Origin of the sequence: Sulfitobacter sp. CW3 (assembly GCF_019392245.1) — a bacterium.
Lineage (GTDB): Bacteria > Pseudomonadota > Alphaproteobacteria > Rhodobacterales > Rhodobacteraceae > Sulfitobacter.
This window is the reverse complement of the sequence record NZ_JAHXRL010000011.1, coordinates 79,410-100,866: the sequence shown is the minus strand read 5'-3', so window position 1 is coordinate 100,866 and position 21,457 is coordinate 79,410. Positions and strand designations below refer to the sequence as shown.

Annotated in this window: 21 protein-coding genes, 1 tRNA gene and 1 riboswitch; of the genes, 15 read left to right on the top strand and 7 right to left on the bottom strand. The window is 57.6% G+C overall.

From position 1 onward, the window contains the following. Window positions 1–3 precede the first annotated feature (3 nt). The 7 genes from KZZ06_RS22715 to KZZ06_RS18795 form a co-directional block, all read right to left on the bottom strand. On the bottom strand, window positions 4–813 hold the full coding sequence (locus tag KZZ06_RS22715; RefSeq protein ID WP_219581549.1) for a restriction endonuclease: 810 nt from the start codon (window positions 811–813) through the stop codon (window positions 4–6). A 478-nt stretch (window positions 814–1,291) separates the two neighbouring features. Next, window positions 1,292–2,905, bottom strand: a complete 1,614-nt coding sequence (locus KZZ06_RS18820) for a tyrosine-type recombinase/integrase (protein ID WP_219581548.1) — start codon at window positions 2,903–2,905, stop codon at window positions 1,292–1,294. Beyond that, window positions 2,902–3,312: an AlpA family transcriptional regulator gene (locus KZZ06_RS18815; protein ID WP_219581547.1), complete on the bottom strand. Its 411-nt coding sequence runs from the start codon at window positions 3,310–3,312 to the stop codon at window positions 2,902–2,904. The genes KZZ06_RS18820 and KZZ06_RS18815 overlap by 4 nt, the downstream gene beginning before the upstream one ends. Window positions 3,313–3,321: 9 nt before the next feature. Beyond that, on the bottom strand, window positions 3,322–3,531 hold the full coding sequence (locus tag KZZ06_RS18810) for a MerR family transcriptional regulator (protein WP_219581546.1): 210 nt from the start codon (window positions 3,529–3,531) through the stop codon (window positions 3,322–3,324). Between the two features lie 39 nt (window positions 3,532–3,570). Continuing rightward, window positions 3,571–4,269: a hypothetical protein gene (locus tag KZZ06_RS18805; protein WP_219581545.1), complete on the bottom strand. Its 699-nt coding sequence runs from the start codon at window positions 4,267–4,269 to the stop codon at window positions 3,571–3,573. Further along, a complete protein-coding gene (locus KZZ06_RS18800; protein ID WP_219581544.1) occupies window positions 4,269–5,456 on the bottom strand; it encodes a site-specific integrase in 1,188 nt (395 codons plus the stop codon). The genes KZZ06_RS18805 and KZZ06_RS18800 overlap by 1 nt, the downstream gene beginning before the upstream one ends. 151 nt (window positions 5,457–5,607) lie before the next feature. Continuing rightward, a tRNA-Ser gene (locus KZZ06_RS18795) sits at window positions 5,608–5,697 on the bottom strand. A gap of 232 nt (window positions 5,698–5,929) precedes the next feature. Here KZZ06_RS18795 and KZZ06_RS18790 point away from each other — a divergent pair. The 15 genes from KZZ06_RS18790 to nrdE all read left to right on the top strand — a co-directional run bounded on the left by KZZ06_RS18790 (window position 5,930) and on the right by nrdE (window position 21,453). Then, entirely contained in the window at window positions 5,930–6,775 is an 846-nt protein-coding gene (locus KZZ06_RS18790; protein ID WP_219581543.1) for an SPOR domain-containing protein, read from the top strand. A gap of 23 nt (window positions 6,776–6,798) precedes the next feature. After that, window positions 6,799–7,968, top strand: coding sequence for a D-alanyl-D-alanine carboxypeptidase family protein (locus KZZ06_RS18785; RefSeq protein WP_219581542.1), 1,170 nt, complete (start codon window positions 6,799–6,801; stop codon window positions 7,966–7,968). After that, window positions 7,965–8,591, top strand: a complete 627-nt coding sequence (tmk, locus tag KZZ06_RS18780) for a dTMP kinase (protein WP_219581541.1) — start codon at window positions 7,965–7,967, stop codon at window positions 8,589–8,591. Before KZZ06_RS18785 ends, tmk begins: the two co-directional genes overlap by 4 nt. Window positions 8,592–8,683: 92 nt before the next feature. After that, complete coding sequence (locus KZZ06_RS18775) at window positions 8,684–9,799, top strand: DNA polymerase III subunit delta' (protein ID WP_219581540.1); 1,116 nt, start codon at window positions 8,684–8,686, stop codon at window positions 9,797–9,799. Between the two features lie 18 nt (window positions 9,800–9,817). Next, on the top strand, window positions 9,818–10,624 hold the full coding sequence (locus tag KZZ06_RS18770; RefSeq protein ID WP_219581539.1) for a TatD family hydrolase: 807 nt from the start codon (window positions 9,818–9,820) through the stop codon (window positions 10,622–10,624). Next, window positions 10,624–11,421 carry an MBL fold metallo-hydrolase gene (locus KZZ06_RS18765; RefSeq protein ID WP_219581538.1) on the top strand — a complete coding sequence of 266 codons (798 nt, stop codon included), beginning with the start codon at window positions 10,624–10,626 and terminating at the stop codon, window positions 11,419–11,421. The genes KZZ06_RS18770 and KZZ06_RS18765 overlap by 1 nt, the downstream gene beginning before the upstream one ends. 82 nt (window positions 11,422–11,503) lie before the next feature. Further along, a complete protein-coding gene (locus KZZ06_RS18760) occupies window positions 11,504–12,433 on the top strand; it encodes an AEC family transporter (protein ID WP_219581537.1) in 930 nt (309 codons plus the stop codon). After that, window positions 12,430–13,065 carry a glutathione S-transferase gene (locus tag KZZ06_RS18755; protein WP_219581536.1) on the top strand — a complete coding sequence of 212 codons (636 nt, stop codon included), beginning with the start codon at window positions 12,430–12,432 and terminating at the stop codon, window positions 13,063–13,065. The genes KZZ06_RS18760 and KZZ06_RS18755 overlap by 4 nt, the downstream gene beginning before the upstream one ends. A gap of 63 nt (window positions 13,066–13,128) precedes the next feature. Then, window positions 13,129–14,112, top strand: a complete 984-nt coding sequence (rsgA, locus tag KZZ06_RS18750; protein ID WP_219581565.1) for a ribosome small subunit-dependent GTPase A — start codon at window positions 13,129–13,131, stop codon at window positions 14,110–14,112. Between the two features lie 163 nt (window positions 14,113–14,275). Further along, window positions 14,276–15,652, top strand: a complete 1,377-nt coding sequence (locus KZZ06_RS18745; RefSeq protein ID WP_219581535.1) for an NAD-dependent succinate-semialdehyde dehydrogenase — start codon at window positions 14,276–14,278, stop codon at window positions 15,650–15,652. A 61-nt stretch (window positions 15,653–15,713) separates the two neighbouring features. Continuing rightward, on the top strand, window positions 15,714–16,310 hold the full coding sequence (locus KZZ06_RS18740) for an SDR family oxidoreductase (protein WP_219581564.1): 597 nt from the start codon (window positions 15,714–15,716) through the stop codon (window positions 16,308–16,310). 162 nt (window positions 16,311–16,472) lie between these two features. After that, window positions 16,473–18,287, top strand: coding sequence for a sodium:proton antiporter (locus KZZ06_RS18735; RefSeq protein WP_219581534.1), 1,815 nt, complete (start codon window positions 16,473–16,475; stop codon window positions 18,285–18,287). 118 nt (window positions 18,288–18,405) lie between these two features. Continuing rightward, window positions 18,406–18,598, top strand: a riboswitch (cobalamin riboswitch). 102 nt (window positions 18,599–18,700) lie between these two features. Next, a complete protein-coding gene (gene nrdH, locus KZZ06_RS18730; protein ID WP_219581533.1) occupies window positions 18,701–18,922 on the top strand; it encodes a glutaredoxin-like protein NrdH in 222 nt (73 codons plus the stop codon). Between the two features lie 6 nt (window positions 18,923–18,928). Beyond that, window positions 18,929–19,345: a class Ib ribonucleoside-diphosphate reductase assembly flavoprotein NrdI gene (gene nrdI / locus KZZ06_RS18725; RefSeq protein WP_219581532.1), complete on the top strand. Its 417-nt coding sequence runs from the start codon at window positions 18,929–18,931 to the stop codon at window positions 19,343–19,345. Further along, window positions 19,327–21,453, top strand: a complete 2,127-nt coding sequence (gene nrdE / locus KZZ06_RS18720) for a class 1b ribonucleoside-diphosphate reductase subunit alpha (RefSeq protein WP_219581531.1) — start codon at window positions 19,327–19,329, stop codon at window positions 21,451–21,453. The genes nrdI and nrdE overlap by 19 nt, the downstream gene beginning before the upstream one ends. The last annotated feature ends 4 nt before the right edge of the window (window positions 21,454–21,457 follow it).

Genomic DNA, 21,457 nt, shown 5'->3' with positions numbered 1-21,457 from the left:
CATTCAGTAAGAAAAGAGGTCGCGAACACGAATGAACGGACACCCTGTTTCGGCGGCTCTGCGAACCTTGCGTTCAAGCACCTGGGAGAGCGAAATCTCTTGGTCGAGTATCTCAAATAGATCCAAGCCGTCCATACAGATAACGCGCTTGCCTTTACCAAATGCGATAAGCCCATCCTCAGTGAAGCCATTCGTGCTAATAAACAAACCACGAGCCCAAGCTGCCTTTTGCTCGATCTTGCCATGAAACACATGCAGATCAGCGACCCCAGTGGGTTTCCCTTGCCACTTTGCTTCTAGAAGATAGGTTTCATTCCCCAATTGGAAACTTCCGTCAATCTGTTCGCCTTGAAGCCGGAACGACGCATGCGCCATTAGTCCGTATATATCGAACAAGTTCTTAAGAAACTTTTCAAAAGCAAACCCACGCGCTTGGGGGCTGAGTGAAGTGACTTGCATCAGGTCTGTTTTGATTTTTGCGATCTTGATGCGATCTATCTCTGGAGCCGGATCGATTTCGTTGTCCTTAGATTTTTTGGCACCAGTGGCTGAAAGGCGGTCTAATAGGCTTCGATACCGGGCCTCTACGTTTTTCACCGGGTCGTCTTCACCGCTTCTTGCCAAATAGTCAGTGCGATACTCCCACAGCGCCGAGAGAGTTTGGATAGCCGTAGCATCGTCGCAATTCTGCAAAAAGTAGCGGAGTCGTTTCCCTTTGGAAGTTCCTCTCACAGCGTATTTAGCTTCATCGATATTAATCTTGAGTTCAGTCGAAAAAAAGTCGGCGAAACCGGTATCAGAAAAATCTAACACGAAACCGGGCCCTCGGACGAAATCCACGAGGTCATCGACAAGACGTAGGTCAATTGATCTCACTGAATTAATGATTTCGCTCCCTATTGAAAATCGACTGCTTCATAATAACGCTAAGGCGATCGAAACCAACCTGCTTTCTTTAAGTTGTGTTGGCAATGCCTCTTCCTACTTAAAAGAGGAGTTTGTGGGAGCTAACCTCATGGAAGATTTCGCTGAAAACTGTTTCGAATAATGTACCCAAATGTCAGTTTGAAAACCTGTTTTTAACGATCAGTGGCAGCAAATTCACAACCGCGGCGAAATTCGGCTATCCGCCCTTGGTATCATTCAACGCGAACGCCCCAAACCGAACGTTAGTTAATCCTCGACAATACTGTGGTGCGATGCATCAGACAGGACGTTCGCTGCGGGCGCAGCTTTATCAGAAGCACGATTGAGCACCGACAAGGGTTGCAGGTCGCAACTCGTCGACGGACTATTCGAGTACATCGCAATCCCCTCGTGCCTTATCGCGCTTTTCCGCGAGGCTTTTTGCCGCAGAATATTCTGGTGTGCCACGAAGGAAGCGGTGCTGGTAGTAGTCGATGATCAATTCGTTTTCCTCTTCTGTGAAGACCAAGTCAGAGCACAAATCCTCCATTAGCTCGCTGCTGCGAGATTGGGACATCTTGGCGTAGTGCTTTTCTGTGATCTGCTCGTCCGAATGACCGAGATTCATCGACCAAGCTTTGCGTTGCTCATATGAACGGCACATCTGAGCGCCCAAGGCTTTTAGGGTGTGTCGTGCGGAATGCGGCGTGTAAGCTTTGCCCACTTGCTCTGACGCCTTTGCAAAGGCATCTTGCAAGGGCTTACTCGAAGCCAAAGGCTCTACCGGAGTAGCGCTCGCCACCCGCGCTACAATTTTTTTGCCATCTGGAAACAAGGCGTCTTGGGGTTGAAATCCAAGGTCTTGCAATCCCCACACCCACGACAAAAATATCTCTTGAAACGCTTCCGTTCGTGGAAACCACTTTGCACGGTAGGTCTTGCCGTTCTTCCCTGGAACCTCCCTTGCATCCTGCAAGACCGATCGGCTGTCAAAGTCAACGTGCTTCATCCGAAGCGCGGAGAGAGCAGCTGCCCTGAAGCCCGAGACGAAGGCAAAAGCAACCATTGCGCGATCACGGCGTTGGATGACGCTTTTTTCCGGCATCAACTCAACCATGCGCCACGCTTCATCGAGCGTCGGATACTCTTTGCGCTGCTCTTTTGACTGCGGAGCTGAAGCGCTGCGAGGGAGAGCAAAATAGTCCGGGATGCTAACACTCAAGCGGCGGTAGCCCTCCTGCCCGTGAAGCCATTCGAAAAATGCTTTGAGGTGGGAAGCCCGGTGACGAACAGTGGAATTGCTGAGACCGCCTTTCTCCTTCGACTGGGCCAGCAGGCGGACCAGATGATCACGATATTGTCCGGCATGCTTCGGTTTCACTTTGCTGAATTGGACGCCTTCTAGGAACGCTTCAAAATCGCGGATGCTGACCAGATGCGCTTTCACTGTTTTCGGGTCATATTTGCCTGCGAACGCTTGCCATTCGTGAACCACCCGGTCGTTGATAGTGAACCATTGCGCTCCCCGAGACCCCGCTTTCTTCCCAATACCAGCCGAAGAGTTCACTTTGCTTTCGTCTATGAGCGCCAGCGGCGTGTTTGTATTAAGGCATTCTTCGACTTTGTCGCACTCCGTCGCACCCAGTAATTTGAGCATAGTCGCCCCGCAGTCGCAGCACGTCGCATGAGCGAGGCTAGCGCGGCCTTCCTTGCGTTGAAGCGAGACAGTGCTGAGCTCCGGAAAAACCGCATTGCCGCACGCAACACACTTGAATTCTCCCAGCCGCAGATTACGACGAGTGCGCTCTACTCGTTCAGTATGAAAGCGTTTGAGCTCAGCCCCACGGAAAAGCTGAGGCAGCGACCCATCCGACGGCTCCAGGCCGGAGCCCACCCAGTTCGAAACCGTATTGCGATGTACGCCGAACAGCGCTTGAACTTCGTCAACCGAATAAACCATAGCGTGCTGTGGACGAATTTTGCGGTAAGATCGGCTCATTGCTGACCTCCCGCATTGGGGGTCTTCAAACGGTTCGGGCGGACCACTTTCCCTTTGGCCCCCTTCGGCAAAGAATTTTCGTAGGCGACTAGATCCGACAGTCGCCAGCGAGTGACACCCACCGAGAGCTTGATCGGCTCCGGCAGTGCCCCCTGCGCCGCCCAGCGCCACACTGTCTGGCGACATACGCCGTAGCGGTGCGCTACCTCCGAGTCCCGCAAATAACGCTCACTTGGCGCTTCATCTACGGAGGTTGGAGAAGTGGAATTCTTCTGATTCTTGCGACTGGGCTTTGCTTTCGGAGGCGCAGACTTCAGATTGCCGTTCCGACGGTACGTTTGCTCAGGTAGTCCGGCAATGGAAAAAAGGTCGAGGCCTTCGCACGGTTCGCTTGTCTTTTTCGACATTTCTACACCTCACGCGTTCTGAGATGGGTCGACGCGATTTACCGCCACCCATGCGTTCAGGTCGGATCCTCGGTAGATGATCTTACGACCCAGTCGGTAGAACGCCGGGCCTTTCATCTTGTGACGCCATTGCGCCAGCTTTTCGCGATCCCCGATAATGTCGAGTTCTGGATCGCCTAGGACATAAATGCGGTCGTTTTCGAAGAGTTGGGATAACATTGGATACCTTTCGCTGTGTTGAATTACAGCGGAAGGTGCTCAATCTTCTACGCAGTACGGCAGTCCCCGATTTCTAAATCGGGGTCCCCAAATGTCTGATTTGTAAACAAAAGAAATCTGCTCCTCTCGCGGTACATAGGGCTCAGAGGTACCTTTCGGGCAACAATCTGAAAGCACCCGGCGAATCTTTTCCGCGACAGAGAGCAACTCTCCAGCCGAAACTGCCCGATCTTCACAAAAATCCATCGCCATCCCGAGATGAACTATACCGCGGTAGGTGCCCCAACTTTTGCGAACCACATCCTTGTCCTTCGCACCTCTAATCCCGTGATCCCTTCCAGCTAGTGTGAGCTGGTAACGAATTCCGGTTTTCGTCTGTACGCCCTGTCGCTTGCCCTCCAGGATAGAAAGATAAACCAATTTACCGGCGTGCTCCGCGATGTTGAGGCGGCGCTCGTTTCTATCTTCGTAGGTCCTGGAAACACGAGAAAACTCATAAATGGCCTCTTCGCGGGCTGCTGCGGTTTGAGCTGTCCAAATCACGAGCGACTGGTTGTCAGGTTCACTAGCCCAGGCAGAGCCTTCGCTCTCCGAGAGGACCTTCAGTCTCTCTGCTATCACCACCTGCTTAACATAATGCAGAGCCGTAGCCTTGGCCTCACGGGCCTCGGCGCTCAATGCTATTCGGAACAGCTCCAGATAGAAGCCTTCCACCTCGTTGATCGAGAATGTGAGCACTATTTAAGCTCCTTCACGCCACCTGAAGCCACATATTGCGACCATTCGCGCATAAGCACGCGGCGCTTTTCAAGCAGATCGGAACGGGCGTAAGCACGCTCAACATCCGACCCGACAGAATGCGCCAAACTCTTCTCAGCAACCTCACGCGGCACATTTGCGACCTCGGATGCCCAATCGCGGAACGTGGATCGAAAGCCGTGAACGGTGACCCCTTCCACATCCATCCGGCGCAACAGCATGAGCATCGACATATTTGACAGTGGCTTGTGGCGCTTTTGACCTTCGAACACAAAACCCGACCTTAGTTCTTTTAGGGGTTCAATGATCGAGAGCATCTCATCCGTCAGCGGCACACGGTGGGCTTCGCCGGCCTTCATGCGATCTGCCGGACACGTCCAGAGCTGCGCCTCAAAATCGATCTCCTCCCACCGTAGCCCCAGCACTTCTCCCGTTCTCGATCCCGTCAGACAGGTGAACATCAAAGCCTTCGCGGCCATCGCTTTGCGTGTTTGCAAACCCGCATAGAATTTTGGAACGTCCTGCCACCCCATCGCCTTGTGATGCTTCACCTTGGCTTTGACCCTTGGCAATGCTCCGGCATCCTTTATCGCGGTGACGGGGTTCTCGCCTGCGCGAAACCCTTTTGAGCGCGCGACGTCCAACACGGTCTTGATCCTTTGCGCCAAGCGCTTTGCCGTTTCGTGTTTCTCGGTCCAAATCGGCGCAAGGCACATCATTACCTCGGGCTGGTCAACGCTGTCGATCGGCATGCGCCCGATCTTGGGGAAGGCATAGTCACGCAACGTATTGATCCATTGCTGGCCGTGTTTGGCATTTTTCCAAGTGGGCATCCGGTCAATGTGAACCTGCTGAGCCACCTCTTCAAAGGTTGGCACCTTTTGGCGGGCGTTAAAACGCGGGTTCAACCCTTGCTTAGCCATACGGCGATATTCGAGCGCCCGCTCACGTGCTTGGTTGATCGTGACGATCTCCGCGCCACCGAGTCCAAAGTCGGTGCGCAGGGGCGCGCCTTTCTTGTTCCTCTGGCCTTTGACCACAACCCGCACGATCCAACGCCGCGCGCCCGATGGATCAACCACCAGATAGAGCCCATTGCCGTCGCCATGCCGCCCAGCGCCAAGATTCTCGACCAGCTTTTTCGTCAATTTGCCAGACAGGGCCATTCCAAAAATACCACATTCCGTACCACTCAAGGAACGAATATAAGCACAAGCGAAAGAAACTCAAGACAAACGATGAGCGGCTATAAACTGATGTAAAATACAGAAAAAGTCCGCTTAAAGCGGCCCGCTCAAACTCAACAAAAAGGTATAATGGCGGAGGAGGTGGGATTCGAACCCACGGTACGCTCTCACGCACGCTGGTTTTCAAGACCAGTGCATTCGACCACTCTGCCACTCCTCCGCAGCACAGACCGCATAGAGGGGTACCGGCGATTCTGCAAACCTCGAAATGCACATATCTGCGCGACAATCTGTGGGGAATTTTGCCGATGGTGCAGGCTCAGCCTTTTCAGCGCGACTTTCAAAGGTTACTGTGCGACAAAGACCCCGGCAATGGGGCATGAAACATGCCGTTTTCACGGCTCGAATGGACAACGGCGAAAACGCCGGGTCAGCAGGCAAGGACGGCGAAAATGGACAGGCATAAGGTTTCTTTCTTTTCTCAGGCGCGGCCCCTTTTGATGGCAACAACGGCGTTCGTCGTTTTGGCCACGCTTTCGGGCTGTGATGCCGTTGATGGATTGGGGTTCGGGCAGAAAGAAGCATCTGCGACCGCCTCTACCTCGACTAAACTTGTTGAGCGTGACGTCGAAGCGCCCGATGTTTTTTCCGTTACAGATCAAGGCCTTTGGGATGGCCGGCCCAGCTTGGGCGGTGTGTGGGTTGCGCATCCTGATGTCAGCGATCCCGAACGCGTCATCATCCGCAACGAGGCCAACGGCAAGTTTGTGATCGGTGCATTGTTCCGCCGCGAACGCGATCTGCCGGGCCCAAATCTGCAAATGTCATCTGATGCGGCCGCGGCCCTCGATGTGCTGGCCGGTGCCCCTGCCCCTTTAAATGTGACCGCCCTGCGCCGCGAAGAAGTGGACACGCCCGCCGAGGATTCAGCGCCTGACACAACGGTCGAAGCACCAGCGGCGGTGACCGAAACGGCGCTTGCCCCCGTTGAGGCTGCGACCAGTGCTGCACCTGAGACGCCGCCAACCGCACCGCCTGCCCCTGCGCCCGCAAAAGCATCAAGCCTGTCCAAACCCTATGTCCAGATCGGGATTTTCAGCGTTGAGACGAATGCCAACCGGTCGGCCAATCAGATGCGCAGCGCTGGCATGTTGCCCACCGTAAAACGCAGCGAAATCAACGGTAAAGCATTCTGGCGGGTCGTTGTCGGCCCTGCTTCGACCAAAACCGAGCTGACCGCTTTGATGAAATCGATCAAAGCTGAAGGGTTTTCCGACGCCTACGCGGTGTCGAACTGACCACAAGCCAAAGGAGCTTTAACATGATCCGCATTTTCGCCGCCACGTTTGCTTTGGTCTTTTTGTCGCTACCTGCGCAGGCCTTTGAAACCAGCGCGACAGCCGCCTACGTGATCGATCAGACGACCGGCACGGTTTTGTTGGCCAAGAACGCTGACGAACCTTTGCCGCCTGCGTCGATGTCCAAGTTGATGACGCTATACATGGCGTTCGAGGCAATCGAGCGCGGCAAAAGCAATGGCGGGCTTGACCTGACCGAAAAACTACCCGTGTCGCAGCATGCGATGTCTTATGGCGGGTCGACGATGTTTTTGGATACGACCGACCGCGTCACCGTCGAAGATTTGCTGCGCGGGATCATTGTTTTATCTGGCAATGACGCCTGCGCTGTGATCGCCGAGGCGCTAAGCCCGGATGGTACGGAACCCGGTTTCGCCCGGCTGATGACACGCCGTGCCCAGCAACTGGGCATGACCAGTTCGACATTTGCCAATGCCAATGGCTGGCCTGCCGCAGGGCAACGTATGTCGATGCGCGATCTGGGCCTGCTCGCCATGCACCTTATCACGGATTACCCGCAATATTACCCGATGTTTGCGCAACGTGAGTTTGTGTTTGACGGTCGCGCGCCGCAAAATAAGTCCAACCGCAACCCGCTGTTGGGCCTTGGTATTGGCGCGGATGGTCTAAAAACCGGCCACACAGAAGAGGCCGGATATGGCTTGGTCGGCTCTGCCAAGCAGGGGGATCGCCGGGTGATTTTCGTCATCTCGGGGCTTGAATCAACCGCTGCACGGGCACAGGAATCCGAAGCGATTGTGAACTGGGCCTTCCGCCAGTTTTCGCAACGATCCATGGGGGCTGCGGGCACGCAAATCGCGCAGGCCCCGGTGGCAATCGGATCGGCAAGCACGGTCGGTATGGAATTGGCCGATGACCTATCGGTCTTGGTCCCCGTTTCGGGCGACAGCGACGTCATCGCCGAGGTAGTTTACACAGGCCCCCTGCGCGCGCCGATCGCCAAAGGTGATCCCGTGGGCGAGCTGGTCCTGACGCGGGGCGATCTGCCCGAAGTCCGCGCGCCTCTTGTCGCGTCTGATGCTGTGGCCCCGGGTGGTTTCTTCGTGAAAATCACCGCAGCGGCGCAGTATCTTTTGACCCGCCTGAACGAAGGTCCCGAGGAAGCTTCGTGAGCGCGAAAGGTTTCTTTATCAGCTTTGAAGGCATTGATGGGTCGGGTAAATCCACGCAAACCAAGCTGCTGAAACAGGCGCTTGAGGCGTCAGGCCATGACGTGATCCTGACCCGCGAACCAGGCGGTTCCCCCGGTGCCGAAGAAATTCGCGCCTTGGTGTTGCAAGGCGATCCTGACCGCTGGTCTGCGCAGACGGAAATCTTGCTGTTTACCGCCGCGCGCCGCGATCATCTGGAACGCACCATCCAGCCTGCGCTTGACGCGGGCAAGGTCGTGATCTGCGACCGGTTTGCCGATAGCACCCGGATGTATCAGGGCCTGAGCCGTGGCGATCTGCGCGCCACAGTTGACCAATTGCATGATTTGATGATCGGCGTTGAACCCGATCTGACCCTGTTGATCGACATGGACCCCGCCGAAGGCTTGTCTCGGGCCTTGTCGCGCAACACCGTCGAAGAACGGTTCGAGGATTTTGGCGAAAGCCTACAAGCAGCAATGCGCGAAGGATTTCTAGCCTTGGCGCAGGAATTCAGCGACCGTTTTGTCGTGATCGATGGCGCGCAACCGATCCTCACCGTGGCTCAGGATATTCTGGCTGCAACCGAAAAACGGATCGGGTAAGTGCCCCCCACCGGACAGCCGCCAACGGGCCCCGATGCTGGATATTATGCGCGCCCTCTTCCAACCGCCCCATTCCATGGTAAACGCAGTTCATGAGCGATGACGCCCCCCAACCAGACCGCATTGACGGCACATGCCACCCGCGCGACACGCCCCGCCTGTTTGGCCAAGAAGGCGCCGAAGCCGCGTTTCTGGACGCGTTCAATTCCGGCAAACTCCATCATGGCTGGCTGCTGACCGGACCACGCGGCGTGGGCAAGGCGACGCTGGCCTGGCGCATCGCCAGATTTCTACTGGCGACGCCTGATCCTGATGATGGCGGCATGTTTGCCCCCGAAACCCCGACCAGCCTGGATATCGACCCCGATCACCCCGTGGCGCACCGCATCGCTGCGGGCGGCGAAGGGGCGCTCAAGTCTGTGACCCGGTCGGTGGACGAGAAAACCAAACGTCTGCGCAAACAGATTGTTGTCGATGATATCCGCAAACTGAACGGGTTTTTCCAGATGTCAGCGGCGGATGGCGGCCGGCGCGTCGTGATCGTCGATGACGCCGATCTGATGAACCCCAACGCGGCCAACGCCCTGCTCAAAATGCTCGAGGAACCCCCGGCCCGCGCGATTATCCTGCTGATCAGTCACCGCCCCTCGGGGTTGCTGCCCACCATCAAATCGCGCTGCCGCACCTTGCGGCTTGGGACATTATCGCCCGAAGACATGGCGCTGGCACTGGCCCAGTCCGAAGTAGAGATCACAGGCGATCCGGCGGCCCTTGCGGCGCTTTCGGGCGGGTCTGTCGGTGGCGCACTTGGCCTTTCATTGATGGGTGGCCTCAAAATGTATGCCGAACTGGTCGGCATTCTGGGCACCCTGCCCCAGATGGACCGTTCCCGCGCGCTGGCCCTGGCCGAAGCCGCCGCCACCCGCGGTGCCGAAGAAAAACTGACGCTGTTGTTTACGCTGGTTGATCTGTTGATGCTGCGCCTTGCTCGCACGGGTGCCACCGGCCAACCCCCAGAAACCGAAGCCGCCCCGAACGAGCGGGCCGTGCTCGCACGTCTGTCCGCGACCCCCGACCAAGGCCGTGCATGGGCCGAAGCCGCCCACGAGATCAGCACCCGCGCGCGTCATGGGATGGCCGTCAACCTTGACCCTGCTGCACTGGTCCTAGATACCCTGTTCAAGATGGGTCAAACCGCACCCAGATGATCAACAAACGGGACCGGCATGAGCGACATTTACCCCATCACCGACAGCCATTGTCACCTTGATTTCCCCGATTTTCAGGACGAATTGCCAGATGTGATCGACCGCGCCGTGCAGGCAGGCGTCACGCGCATGGTCACCATCTGCACCAAGCTGAAAAACGAACCCGCCGTGCGCGCCATCGCTGAAACCTACGCGCCGGTTTTCTACGCCGCGGGCACCCACCCGATGAGCGTGGCTTCTGAGCCTATGGCCAGCTATGACGACCTGATGGCACTGACGCAGCACCCAAAGATGGTGGGCATCGGCGAAACCGGCCTTGATTACCACTATACCGCTGACTCCGCCGAGATTCAGCAAACCTCTCTGCGCACGCATATTGCCGTCGCACGTGACACCGGCTTGCCCTTGATCATCCATTCGCGCGACGCCGATGATGACATGGCCCGCATCCTGCGCGAGGAATACAGCAATGGCGCATATCCTTGCGTGATGCATTGTTTCTCCAGCACCGCCGAACTCGGCCGCGCCGCCCTTGATCTGGGGTTCTATCTGTCGATGTCCGGAATCACCGCCTTTCCCAAAAGCAGCGATTTGCGCGACATCTTCGCGGCAGCACCCCTCGACCGGATCTTGGTCGAGACCGACAGCCCCTATCTGGCCCCGCCGCCCCACCGTGGCAAACGGAATGAACCGGCCTTTACCGCCCACACAGCCCGGCGCGGTGCTGAAACCTTTGGCATCGACTACGCAACATTCGCGGCCCAAACCCAAGCGAACTTTGACCGGCTCTTTACCAAGGTCGCGGCCTTCTCCGAGGCCGCATAATGGCAACGATGAAGATCACCATTCTGGGGTGCGGGTCTTCTGGCGGGGTGCCGCGGCTTGGCGGGCAATGGGGGGCCTGCGATCCGACCAATCCCAAAAACGCACGACGTCGCTGTTCCATCCTCGTGGAACGCATCACCGATGCAGGCACCACATCCGTGCTGATCGACACCTCACCCGACATGCGCAGCCAGTTGCTGGACGCCAATGTCGGGCGGCTTGATGCGGTGATCTATACCCATTCGCACGCCGACCATGTGCACGGCGTCGATGACCTGCGTATGATCGTGATCAATATGCGTAAACGCCTGCCCGTCTGGGCCGACATCCCCACCCGCGAGGCGCTGCTTGACCGGTTCGGCTATGTGTTCATCCAACCCGAAGGGTCGTCCTACCCGCCGATCCTCGACATGAACCTGATCGACGGCGACGTGACAATCGACGGCCCCGGCGGCCCCCTGAACTTCACACCGTTTCTGGTCAACCACGGCGGCATCGATGCGCTTGGCTTCCGCATAAACGATGTCGCATATCTACCCGATGTGGCACGCATCCCCGACGCCGTATGGCCGCATCTGGAAAACCTCACCTGCTGGATCGTCGACGCCCTGCGCCGCGACCCGCACCCGACCCACAGCCATCTTGAACAAACTCTGGGCTGGATCGAAAAAATGGCCCCCAAAACCGCCGTGCTGACCAACATGCACAATGATCTCGACTATGAAACCCTCGCCGCCGAAACCCCTGATCATATCCAACCTGCCTATGACGGCATGACACTGACCTTTCCCGCCTGATTTCATTTTGCCAAATAAACTCCACGGGGGTCTGGGGGTGTGAAACCCCCAGCGATCCGCGAAAAACCCCAAGGCTTCTTTCGTGCAGACACTCCTCGATGTCATTCTCCCCGTGTTTCTGGTTATCGGTTTCGGCTATGTGTCGGTTTGGCGCGGCGTCTTTCCGACCGCTGGCATCGACGGGATCATGCGCTTCGCCCAAAGCTTTGCGATCCCCTGCCTGCTCTTTCAATCCATCGCGAAACTCGACCTGTCGGCTTCTTTCGACCCACGGCTTTTGATCAGCTTTTACACTGGTGCTGCGCTGTGTTTCGCAATTGGTATGTATGGCGCGCGGCTGCTGTTCAAACGCGACTGGGAAGACTGCGTTGCCATCGGGTTTTGCTGTCTGTTCTCGAACTCGGTCCTGCTGGGGCTGCCGATCACCGAACGGGCCTATGGCGCTGATGCGCTGACGGGCAATATCGCGATCATCGCGATGCATTCGCCGTTTTGCTATGGCTTGGGCATTACCGTGATGGAATTTGTCCGCAATCGCGGGCAGTCGGGCTTCGCGCTTGCCCGCAATGTCGGCAACGCCATGTTCCACAACCCCCTCGTGATTGGCATCATCGCGGGCTTTATCGTTAATTTCAGCGGTATCGCGATCCCCGCGGTGGTCGATGATGCGCTGTCTCTGGTGGTCCGCGCGGCGCTGCCCACCGCCCTTTTCGCCCTTGGTGGTGTGTTGATCCAATACAAACCCGAGGGCGATCTCAAAGCCATTGCAATGGTCTGCATCATCGCCTTGCTGGTGCATCCGGCGATTGTCTGGCTGATGGGGTCCCGCTTTGGCCTGCCGCAGGATTTGTTCCGGTCCGGCGTGCTAACGGCGGCAATGGCACCGGGGTTCAACGCCTATATCTTTGCCAATATGTATGGCCGCGCCCGGCGCGTCGCCGCCAGTTCGGTATTGATCGCCACAGTTGCGTCGGTGCTGACCGCGTGGATGTGGCTCTCGATCTTACCATGACACCGGTGCTCTATTCCTTTCGCCGCTGCCCCTATGCGATGCGCGCCAGGCTGGCGATTTTGGCCGCCGCAGTGCCAGTCGACCTGCGAGAGATCGTGCTGCGCGACAAACCACAGGCGTTTTTAGATACGTCACCCAGTGGGACGGTGCCATGCTTAAAGCTCGACGACCAAGTGATCGACGAAAGCCTTGATATTATGATCTGGGCGCTTTCGCAGTCTGACCCCCAAGGTTTGCTGAACATGCCTGACGCGGGTCGGGATCTGATTGCGCGCTGCGACGGGCCGTTCAAACACGCGCTGGACCGCACCAAATACACAACCCGCTATCCCGACCAAGACCCTGCGCATCACCGCGCCGAGGCTTGCCGGTTTTTGTCTGATGTTAACGATCGAATCGACGTGTCCCTGTTTGACCGTCCCAACTTGGCTGATCTCGCCATTGCGCCTTTTGTCCGCCAATTCGCCTTTATCGATAAGCCGTGGTTTGACGCACAGCCCTGGCCAAAGCTGCAAGGCTGGTTGGCCCGGTTCCTGGCCTCGGACGCGTTCGGGCAGATGATGGTCAAATACCCCGCTTGGGTGCCGGGCGATGCGTCCACGGCTTTCCCACCGGACGCCGTGCAAGAATGACCCTTTGCATCATCGCGCCAGCGCGCTACTGCCGTAGACGTGAATAATAAAACCGCCTCAACCATGTCACTGGCCGATCTTGGCTGGTCCGCCTTTTTCCAAGATCAACTTGAGGAAGGCGACGCCGCCCTGCGCCCTGCCCGCATTGCCACGGTCCACCGGTCGCGCATGTCTGCGGAAACGCTCGATGGTCCGGCAAGATTGCTGCTGCCGCCCAAGACCAACACAACCGATTTTGCGGTTGGTGACTGGGTCTTGTTGCAAGCTGACGACGATATGCTGGTGCGCCGGCTGGATCGGCGATCATTGCTGAACCGGCAGGCCAAAGGCGGGCGTGTGCCACAGTTGATCGCGGCGAACGTCGATACATTGTTCATCGTGACCTCGTGCAACGATGATTTTAACCCCGCGCGCCTAGAACGCTATCTTGCCCTTGCCAACGAGGCAGGCACCAAACCCGTGATCGTTCTGACCAAAGCGGACAAGATTGACAATATCGCCCATTACAAGGATCAGGCGCTGGCACTGCAACGCGACCTTGATGTTGTCGCGGTGAATGCCAAGACGCCCGATGCGGCATCGGTTTTGGCCCCGTGGTGTGGCAATGGCCAGACCGTCGCCTTGGTCGGGTCGTCCGGAGTCGGAAAATCCACGCTGCTGAACACCCTTGCCGACAAAGGGCCGGAAGACGCCCAACTGACCGGCGGCATTCGAGAGGACGACGCAAAGGGGCGGCACACCACGACCTCACGATCCCTGCACGCCATCAAGGGCGGCGGCTGGCTGATTGATACACCCGGCATGCGCACGCTGCATGTTGCCGATGTGTCTGTGGGCCTTGATGTGCTGTTTGCTGAAATTACCGAATTGGCCCCGCACTGCCGGTTCAGGGATTGCACCCATTCTCACGAGCCCGGATGCGCCGTCCAAGCCGCCGTCACGGCGGGGGATTTGGACCCGGCCCGGCTGGAACGCTGGCGCAAATTACAAGACGAAAACCGCGACAATACAACAGCGTCTTCACAAACCCGTGGGAAACGGCGCTAGCTGAAACCGGGCGGATCTCCACGCATATTTCAACAATATCAATACCTTAACACCTTATCCGCTCTGACGGAAACCTACCGTATCGCCCCTCCTGTCGGGCCTTCGGTCAGGAACCATTACCCGATGCACGTGTTGCCCTTTTGAAATCAAAAAAGGAGCGAGCATGTCCAAGATCACCACGATCAACCCCGCCACCGAAGAAGAAATCCAAACCTATGACATGATGTCAGAGGACGAAGCCACGCAGCGCCTTGACGCCAGTCACGCCGCATTTCTGGAATGGCGTGAGCTGACCCATGCTGAGCGCGCGCCCTATCTGACCAAGATCGCCGCCAAGCTGCGCGACAATGCCGACGACCTTGCGGCCCTGATGACCCAGGAAACCGGCAAGTTGCTGAAAGACGGCCAGCGCGAGGTCGAAATCTGTGCCGCGATTTTCGAATACACGGCCAAGAACGGCCCCGATGCCCTTGCCGACGAAGAGCGCACCCACGGCGCAGATGGCAAGCGCGGCGTCGTCACCTATCAGCCCGTTGGCGTGATCTATTCGATCCAGCCGTGGAACTTTCCGCTGTATCAACCTGTCCGCGTGTTGGCGGCGAACCTGATGGCGGGCAACGGCTGTGTGTTGAAACACGCCAGCATTTGCACCGGATCGGGCCTGCGCCTGCGCGAATTATGTATCGAGGCCGGCCTGCCCGAGGATCTGTTTCAGGTGATCCTGATCGACCATGACACCAGCGACAAACTGATCGAACACCCCAAGGTGCGTGGCGTGACCATGACGGGCAGCGATGGCGCAGGTCGCCACATCGGTTCCGTCGCTGCTAAAGCGCTGAAAAAGACGGTCCTCGAATTGGGGTCCAACGACGCCTATCTGGTGCTTGAGGACGCGGATATTGATGTCGCGGTCAAGTATTCCGTGATGGGGCGGCTCTATAACAACGGTGAGACCTGTGTTTCGGCCAAGCGGTTTGTCGTGACGGATAAGGTATATGATGCCTTTGTCGACGCTTTCGTCGCACAAATGCGCGGTATTACGATGGGCGATCCGACAGATCCGGCAAGCCAGCTTGGCCCGCTGTCCAGCCAGGAACAGTTCGATACCGTCAAAGATCAGGTGGACAAAAGCGTCGCCAAGGGGGCCAAGGTTCTATGCGGTGGCACAGCGCCTGACCGCAAAGGGGCCTATTACCCCGCGACCGTGCTTGCAGATGTCACGCCCGGAATGCCCGCCTATGACGATGAAATCTTTGGGCCCGTCGCGGCCGTGATCCGCGCCAAGGATGACGCAGACGCCATGCGTATCGCCAATGACAGCCGATATGGCCTTGGCGGGGGGATATTCTCGCGCGACGAAGAACGCGCGCTGAAACTGGCCCGTGATCATTTTGATACCGGAATGGTGCGCATCAATTCATTTGGTGCGGCTGACCCCAATATGCCCTTCGGCGGGGTCAAGAATTCCGGTTATGGGCGCGAACATGGCGGCTTTGGCATGAAGGAATTCGTGAACGTAAAAGCGATCTTTCTGCCCTGAGCATACGGGCAACCCGCCCCGTATCACCCAGTCTTACACGTTGAAGGAATTTAAAATGAGCATGAATATACTAGTCGCAGGTGCCACGGGTAAAACCGGTTCGCATCTGGTAAAAAACATTATTGATCAAGGGCATACGGCAACGGCACTGGTGCGCGAAAGCTCTGACACCAGCGATCTCCCACCCGCTGCGCATGTGCGAAACGGTGATCTGACAGATTTGTCGGATGACGTCTGCCAAGGGATCGACGTCGTGGTGTTTGCCGCCGGATCAGGCGGGTCGACAGGCACCGAGATGACCGACAAAGTTGACCGTGACGGCGCGAAACGCCTGACCGATCTGGCCGCAGCGGCAAGTGTGAAACGCTTTGTTATGCTTAGCTCTGTCGGGGCGGATCAGGAAAATCCGTCAGGCGATCTGGCACATTACCTCAAGGCGAAACACGCCGCCGACGAGCACCTGAAATCATCGGGCCTGACCTATGCCATCCTGCGCCCGGTTGCCCTGACCGACGACGCGCGCGGCGACGACGTTATCCTGGGCGATGATGTGGACAAAACGGCCAAGGCCTCGCGCCGCGATGTTGCGGATGTATTGGCCGATGCCGCGATCAGCGGGCGCTATGACGGCATGGCGCTGAATATGCAATCCGCCTGATCTGAATATGTGGTCGCAAGGAACCTTGCTGCCTCCCCTTGCGGTTACACGACGCGGGCATCGGTTGGTGCCCGCGTTTTCGTGTCGTGCCGCAGACGCGTGACAACAGGAATATTCATTGTCTTGCGCCCCCCACGTGTTATTTCAACCCACCAGTAATAGATGGATACCATTGTGGCAGTAGAAACGCTTGGCGCGCTGAACCCCGTAACAGCAATCGCATTGGTCGGTGCCATTGGCGTTGGATCACAATGGGTCGCGTGGCGTCTGCGGATGCCTGCAATTGTGCTGATGCTGGTCGCCGGTATTTTGATCGGTCCGGTGTTCGGCGTCTTTGACCCTGCCCGCGATATCGGGCCGCTGATGGCCCCGATGATCTCTATCGCAGTCGCGATTATCCTGTTCGAGGGCGGTCTTTCGTTGAACTTCCACACGCTTCAGGACGCGGTTGGCGGGGTCAGGCGGTTGGTCTACATCGGCGCGCCCTTGGGCTGGTTGATGGCTGCGCTGTCGCTGCATTATGTGGCGGGGCTAAGCTGGTCCAGCTCTGCGGTCTTTGGTGGTATCTTGATTGTGACCGGCCCCACGGTGATTGCGCCGTTGCTGCGCACTGCACGGCTGTCGCGCCGCCCTGCGACCCTGCTGCAATGGGAAGCCATCATTAACGATCCCATCGGGGCCTTGGCTGCCGTTCTGGCGTTCGAGGTTGTACTGGCGCTGAACACGGCCACCACCGCATCAGAGGCGATGATCGAATTGCTGCTGGGTGCCGCCGTGGCAACCGCCGCCGGTGTGGCAGCTGGCGTTGGCCTGTCGCGCGCGTTCAAGCGCGGCTGGGTGCCGGAATACATGAAAGTACCGGTGCTTTTCGCCTTGCTGCTGGGGGTTTTCGCCGGCTCTGACGCGGTATTGCACGAAAGCGGCCTGTTGGCGGTGACAATCATGGGGATTGTGATCGCGAACTCGAAACTGCCCAGCTACGAAGAGCTGCGGCGGTTCAAGGAACATGCCACGGTCCTGTTGGTTTCTGGCGTGTTTATTCTGCTGGCGGCGGGCCTTGATGTTGATGCGCTTGGCAATCTTGATTGGCGGGCGGCGGCATTTGTGGCTGTTGTCGTGCTGGTCGCGCGCCCGCTGACGGTGTTCATATCCCTTATCGGGTCTGGCATCCCGTTTCGCGAAAAGCTGCTGGTCGCCCTGACCGGACCACGCGGTGTGGTTCTGGTCGCTGTGGCAGGGTTGTTTGGCGAACGCTTGCTGAGCCTTGGCTTTGAAGACGCTGCATTGATTGCGCCGCTGGCCTTTGCCCTTGTGGCGGTCACGGTCGTGCTGAACGGATTTACCTTGGCCCCCTTTGCGCGGCTGTTGGGGTTAGCCGGTGCAGATGTCCCTGGCGTCGTCATCATCGGCGGTGCAGATTGGACAACAGCCCTGGCCGAGGTTCTGCGCAAGGCCGAAGTGCCGGTTTTGATGACCGATCCGAACTTTATCCGACTACGTAAAGCCCGCGCTGCGGGCATCGATACGTTCTCGGGTGATATTCTGTCAGAAGCTGCTGAACAGCGGGTCGAACTGGTCAGCTATGCCACCTTGATCGCTGCAACAGACAATGACGCCTATAACACCTTGGTGACGACCGACCTTGCCCCGGAATTCGGACGTGAAAACGTGTTTCAGGTCATGCGCGAACGCGCCGACAGCAGCCGCCACCAACTGCCCCGCACATTGGGTGGCCGCCCGCTGGGACTTGAATCAACCCATGCCGAGCTTGAGAAAATGATGGCCGCGGGCTGGACCTTCCGGATCACAAAACTGTCCGAAGAATTCACGCTGGCCGATTGGCGCAACGATACGCCGGACGCGAAACTTTTGGCGCGGATTACGTCAAGCGGCGCCATCCGCTTTATCCGCAAGAACGAAGACTTCAAAGGGGCACCCGGCATGCGCATCATCGCCTTGCGCCCACCAGAGGAGTGATGCATATCGGCGGGGCCTTGTGTCAGGCCAAGGGGTAATCCCCCGCCGATGCGATGTGTTCACAGAAAAATTCACCCGATGACAACAACAGCATATTGACACCAAACAGCAATCCACCCCAATATGTAGTTGCTTTGGTTCCTGCGGCGCGAGTCGCAGGCTAAGAGGGAAACCGGTGAGAAACCGGCGCTGCCCCCGCAACTGTAAGCGGCAAGTGTTGGCCTATGACCCACTGATGCACCCGCATCGGGAAGGAGGCCCCCACATCCGAGCCGTGAGCCAGGAGACCTGCCTTAGCGTGATACGAACCACCGCGAGCGGAGGGCTTGAGGACGTGTTTATGGTTGTGGTCTTGTCGGCCTATGCCCTGCGCGCCCGCTTCTCTTTGCACCAAAACAGATAGGGATATGGGCATGACCATCACAGTTTATTCGAAACCCGCTTGCGTGCAATGCACCGCCACCACCCGTGCGCTGGATCTGCGCGGCTTGGAATACCGTGTGATCGACCTGACACAAGATGCCGAGGCGATGCAAAGCGTGACCGAAATGGGCTACCGTCAGGTGCCTGTCGTCGTCGCGGGTGACGCGCATTGGGCGGGTTTCCGGCCCGATATGATTGGTCAGCTGGCCTAAGCCGCGATGGGCGGGCTGGTCTATTATTCGTCGGCAAGCGGCAATACCGCGCGGCTGGTTGCGGCCCTTGGGATTGATGCCATGCGCATCCCCATTCGCCCGTCTGATCCGATGCCGACCCCTGCCCGCCCCTTTGTCCTGATTTGCCCGACATTCGCCGATGGCGCGGGGCGCGGGGCGGTCCCCAAACAGGTGATCGGCTTTTTGAATGAACCGTCACGTCGCGCCTTGCTGCGCGGTGTGATTGGCGCGGGAAACCGCAACTTTGGCGCGACCTTCGCGCTGGCGGGCGACGTGATCGCCAAGAAATGCAACGTGCCCGTGCTCACAAGGTTTGAGCTGGCGGGCACGGACTTAGACATCGCCCGCATTCGCGACGGGCTGGACAAATTTTGGAGTACACAATGCTTGATGACGGTATGACCGCTGGGCTGGACTATCACGCGCTGAACGCGATGCTGAACCTTTACGACGAAGCGGGCCACATCCGCTTTGATGCAGACCGAAAAGCCGCGCGCGAATATTTTCTGCAGCATGTGAACCAGAACACCGTGTTCTTCCACTCGCTTGAGGAAAAACTGGGCTATCTGGTCGACGAGGGCTATTACGAGGCCGCGGTGCTGGAGGCATATCCAGCCGAATTCCTGCGCGAAATTTGGGACACGGCATTCAAGCAAAAATTTCGCTTTCCGACCTTTCTGGGCGCGTTCAAATATTACACCTCCTACACGCTGAAAACCCGTGACGGAAAGCGGTTTCTGGAACGCTACGAGGACCGCGTTGTGATGACCGCGTTGACCCTGGCGCGGGGCGATCAGACCCAAGCGATGGCGTTCATGCATGAAATTCTGTCGGGCCGTTTCCAGCCCGCCACGCCGACATTTCTGAACGCCGGCAAACAAAGCCGCGGAGAACTGATTTCGTGCTTCCTGCTGCGTCTTGAGGACAACATGGAAAGCATCGGGCGCGGTATCAATTCGGCCCTGCAGCTTAGCAAACGCGGCGGTGGCGTGGCCCTGATGCTGACCAACGTGCGCGAACATGGGGCGCCGATCAAGGGGATCGAAAACCAATCCTCGGGTGTGATCCCGGTGATGAAACTGCTTGAGGATTCATTCTCCTATGCCAACCAGCTTGGCGCACGCCAAGGTGCGGGTGCCGTGTATCTGAACGCGCACCACCCTGATATCTTTCAGTTTTTGGATACCAAGCGCGAAAATGCGGACGAGAAAATCCGCATCAAAACGCTCAGCCTTGGGGTGGTCATCCCCGACATCACCTTTGAGTTGGCCAAGAAAAACGAGGACATGTATCTGTTCTCGCCCCACGATGTTGAACGGGTGTACGGCGTGCCGTTCTCGGATATCTCGGTCACCGAGAAATACGCCGAAATGGTCGACAACAAACGCATCCGCAAGAAAAAGATCAACGCGCGCGAGTTCTTTCAGACGTTGGCGGAAATCCAGTTCGAAAGCGGCTATCCCTATATCATGTTCGAGGACACAGTGAACCGCGCCAACCCCATTGCCGGGCGCATCACCATGTCGAACCTGTGTTCTGAAATCCTGCAAGTGAACGAGGCCAGCACGTTCCACGACGATCTAAGCTATGAGCATCTGGGCACCGATATTTCCTGCAATCTGGGGTCGCTGAACATTGCTAAAACCATGGATGGCCCCGACTTTGGCGCGACGGTCGAAACATCGATCCGCGTGCTAACGGCCGTGTCTGAAATGTCCGCAATCAACTCCGTGCCTTCGGTCCGTCGCGGCAATGATGAAAGCCACGCGATCGGCTTGGGTCAAATGAACCTGCATGGCTATCTGGCGCGCGAACGCATCCATTATGGCAGTGACGACGGGATCGAATTTACGTCCGTGTATTTCGCCGCCGTCGCCTATCACGCCATTCGGGCATCGAACCTTTTGGCGCAGGAAAAGGGCCACAGCTTTAAGGGCTTTGCCGACAGCACCTATGCCAGCGGAACGTTCTTTGACACATACACCACCCGCGACTGGCTGCCGGAAAGCGATGCCGTAAAGGCGCTGTTTGACGGCAAAGACCTGCCCACCCGCGAGGATTGGGCCAAGCTGCGCGAGTTGGTCATGAAACACGGGCTGTATAACCGCAACTTGCAGGCCGTACCGCCCACGGGGTCGATCAGCTATATCAACAACTCGACGTCGTCGATCCACCCGATCGTCAGCAAGATCGAGATCCGCAAAGAGGGCAAGATCGGGCGCGTCTATTACCCTGCCCCGTTCATGAACAACGACAATCTTGAATTCTACCGCGACGCGTATGAGATCGGGCCAGAGGCGATCATTGACACCTATGCCGCCGCGACCACGCATGTGGATCAGGGCCTGTCGCTGACGCTGTTCTTTCCCGCTGACGCATCCACCCGCGACATCAACCGCGCGCAAATCTATGCGTGGAAAAAAGGCATCAAAACCATTTATTACGTCCGCCTGCGCCAGACCGCCCTTGAGGGTACGGAAGTCGACGGCTGCGTTTCGTGCACATTGTGAGACC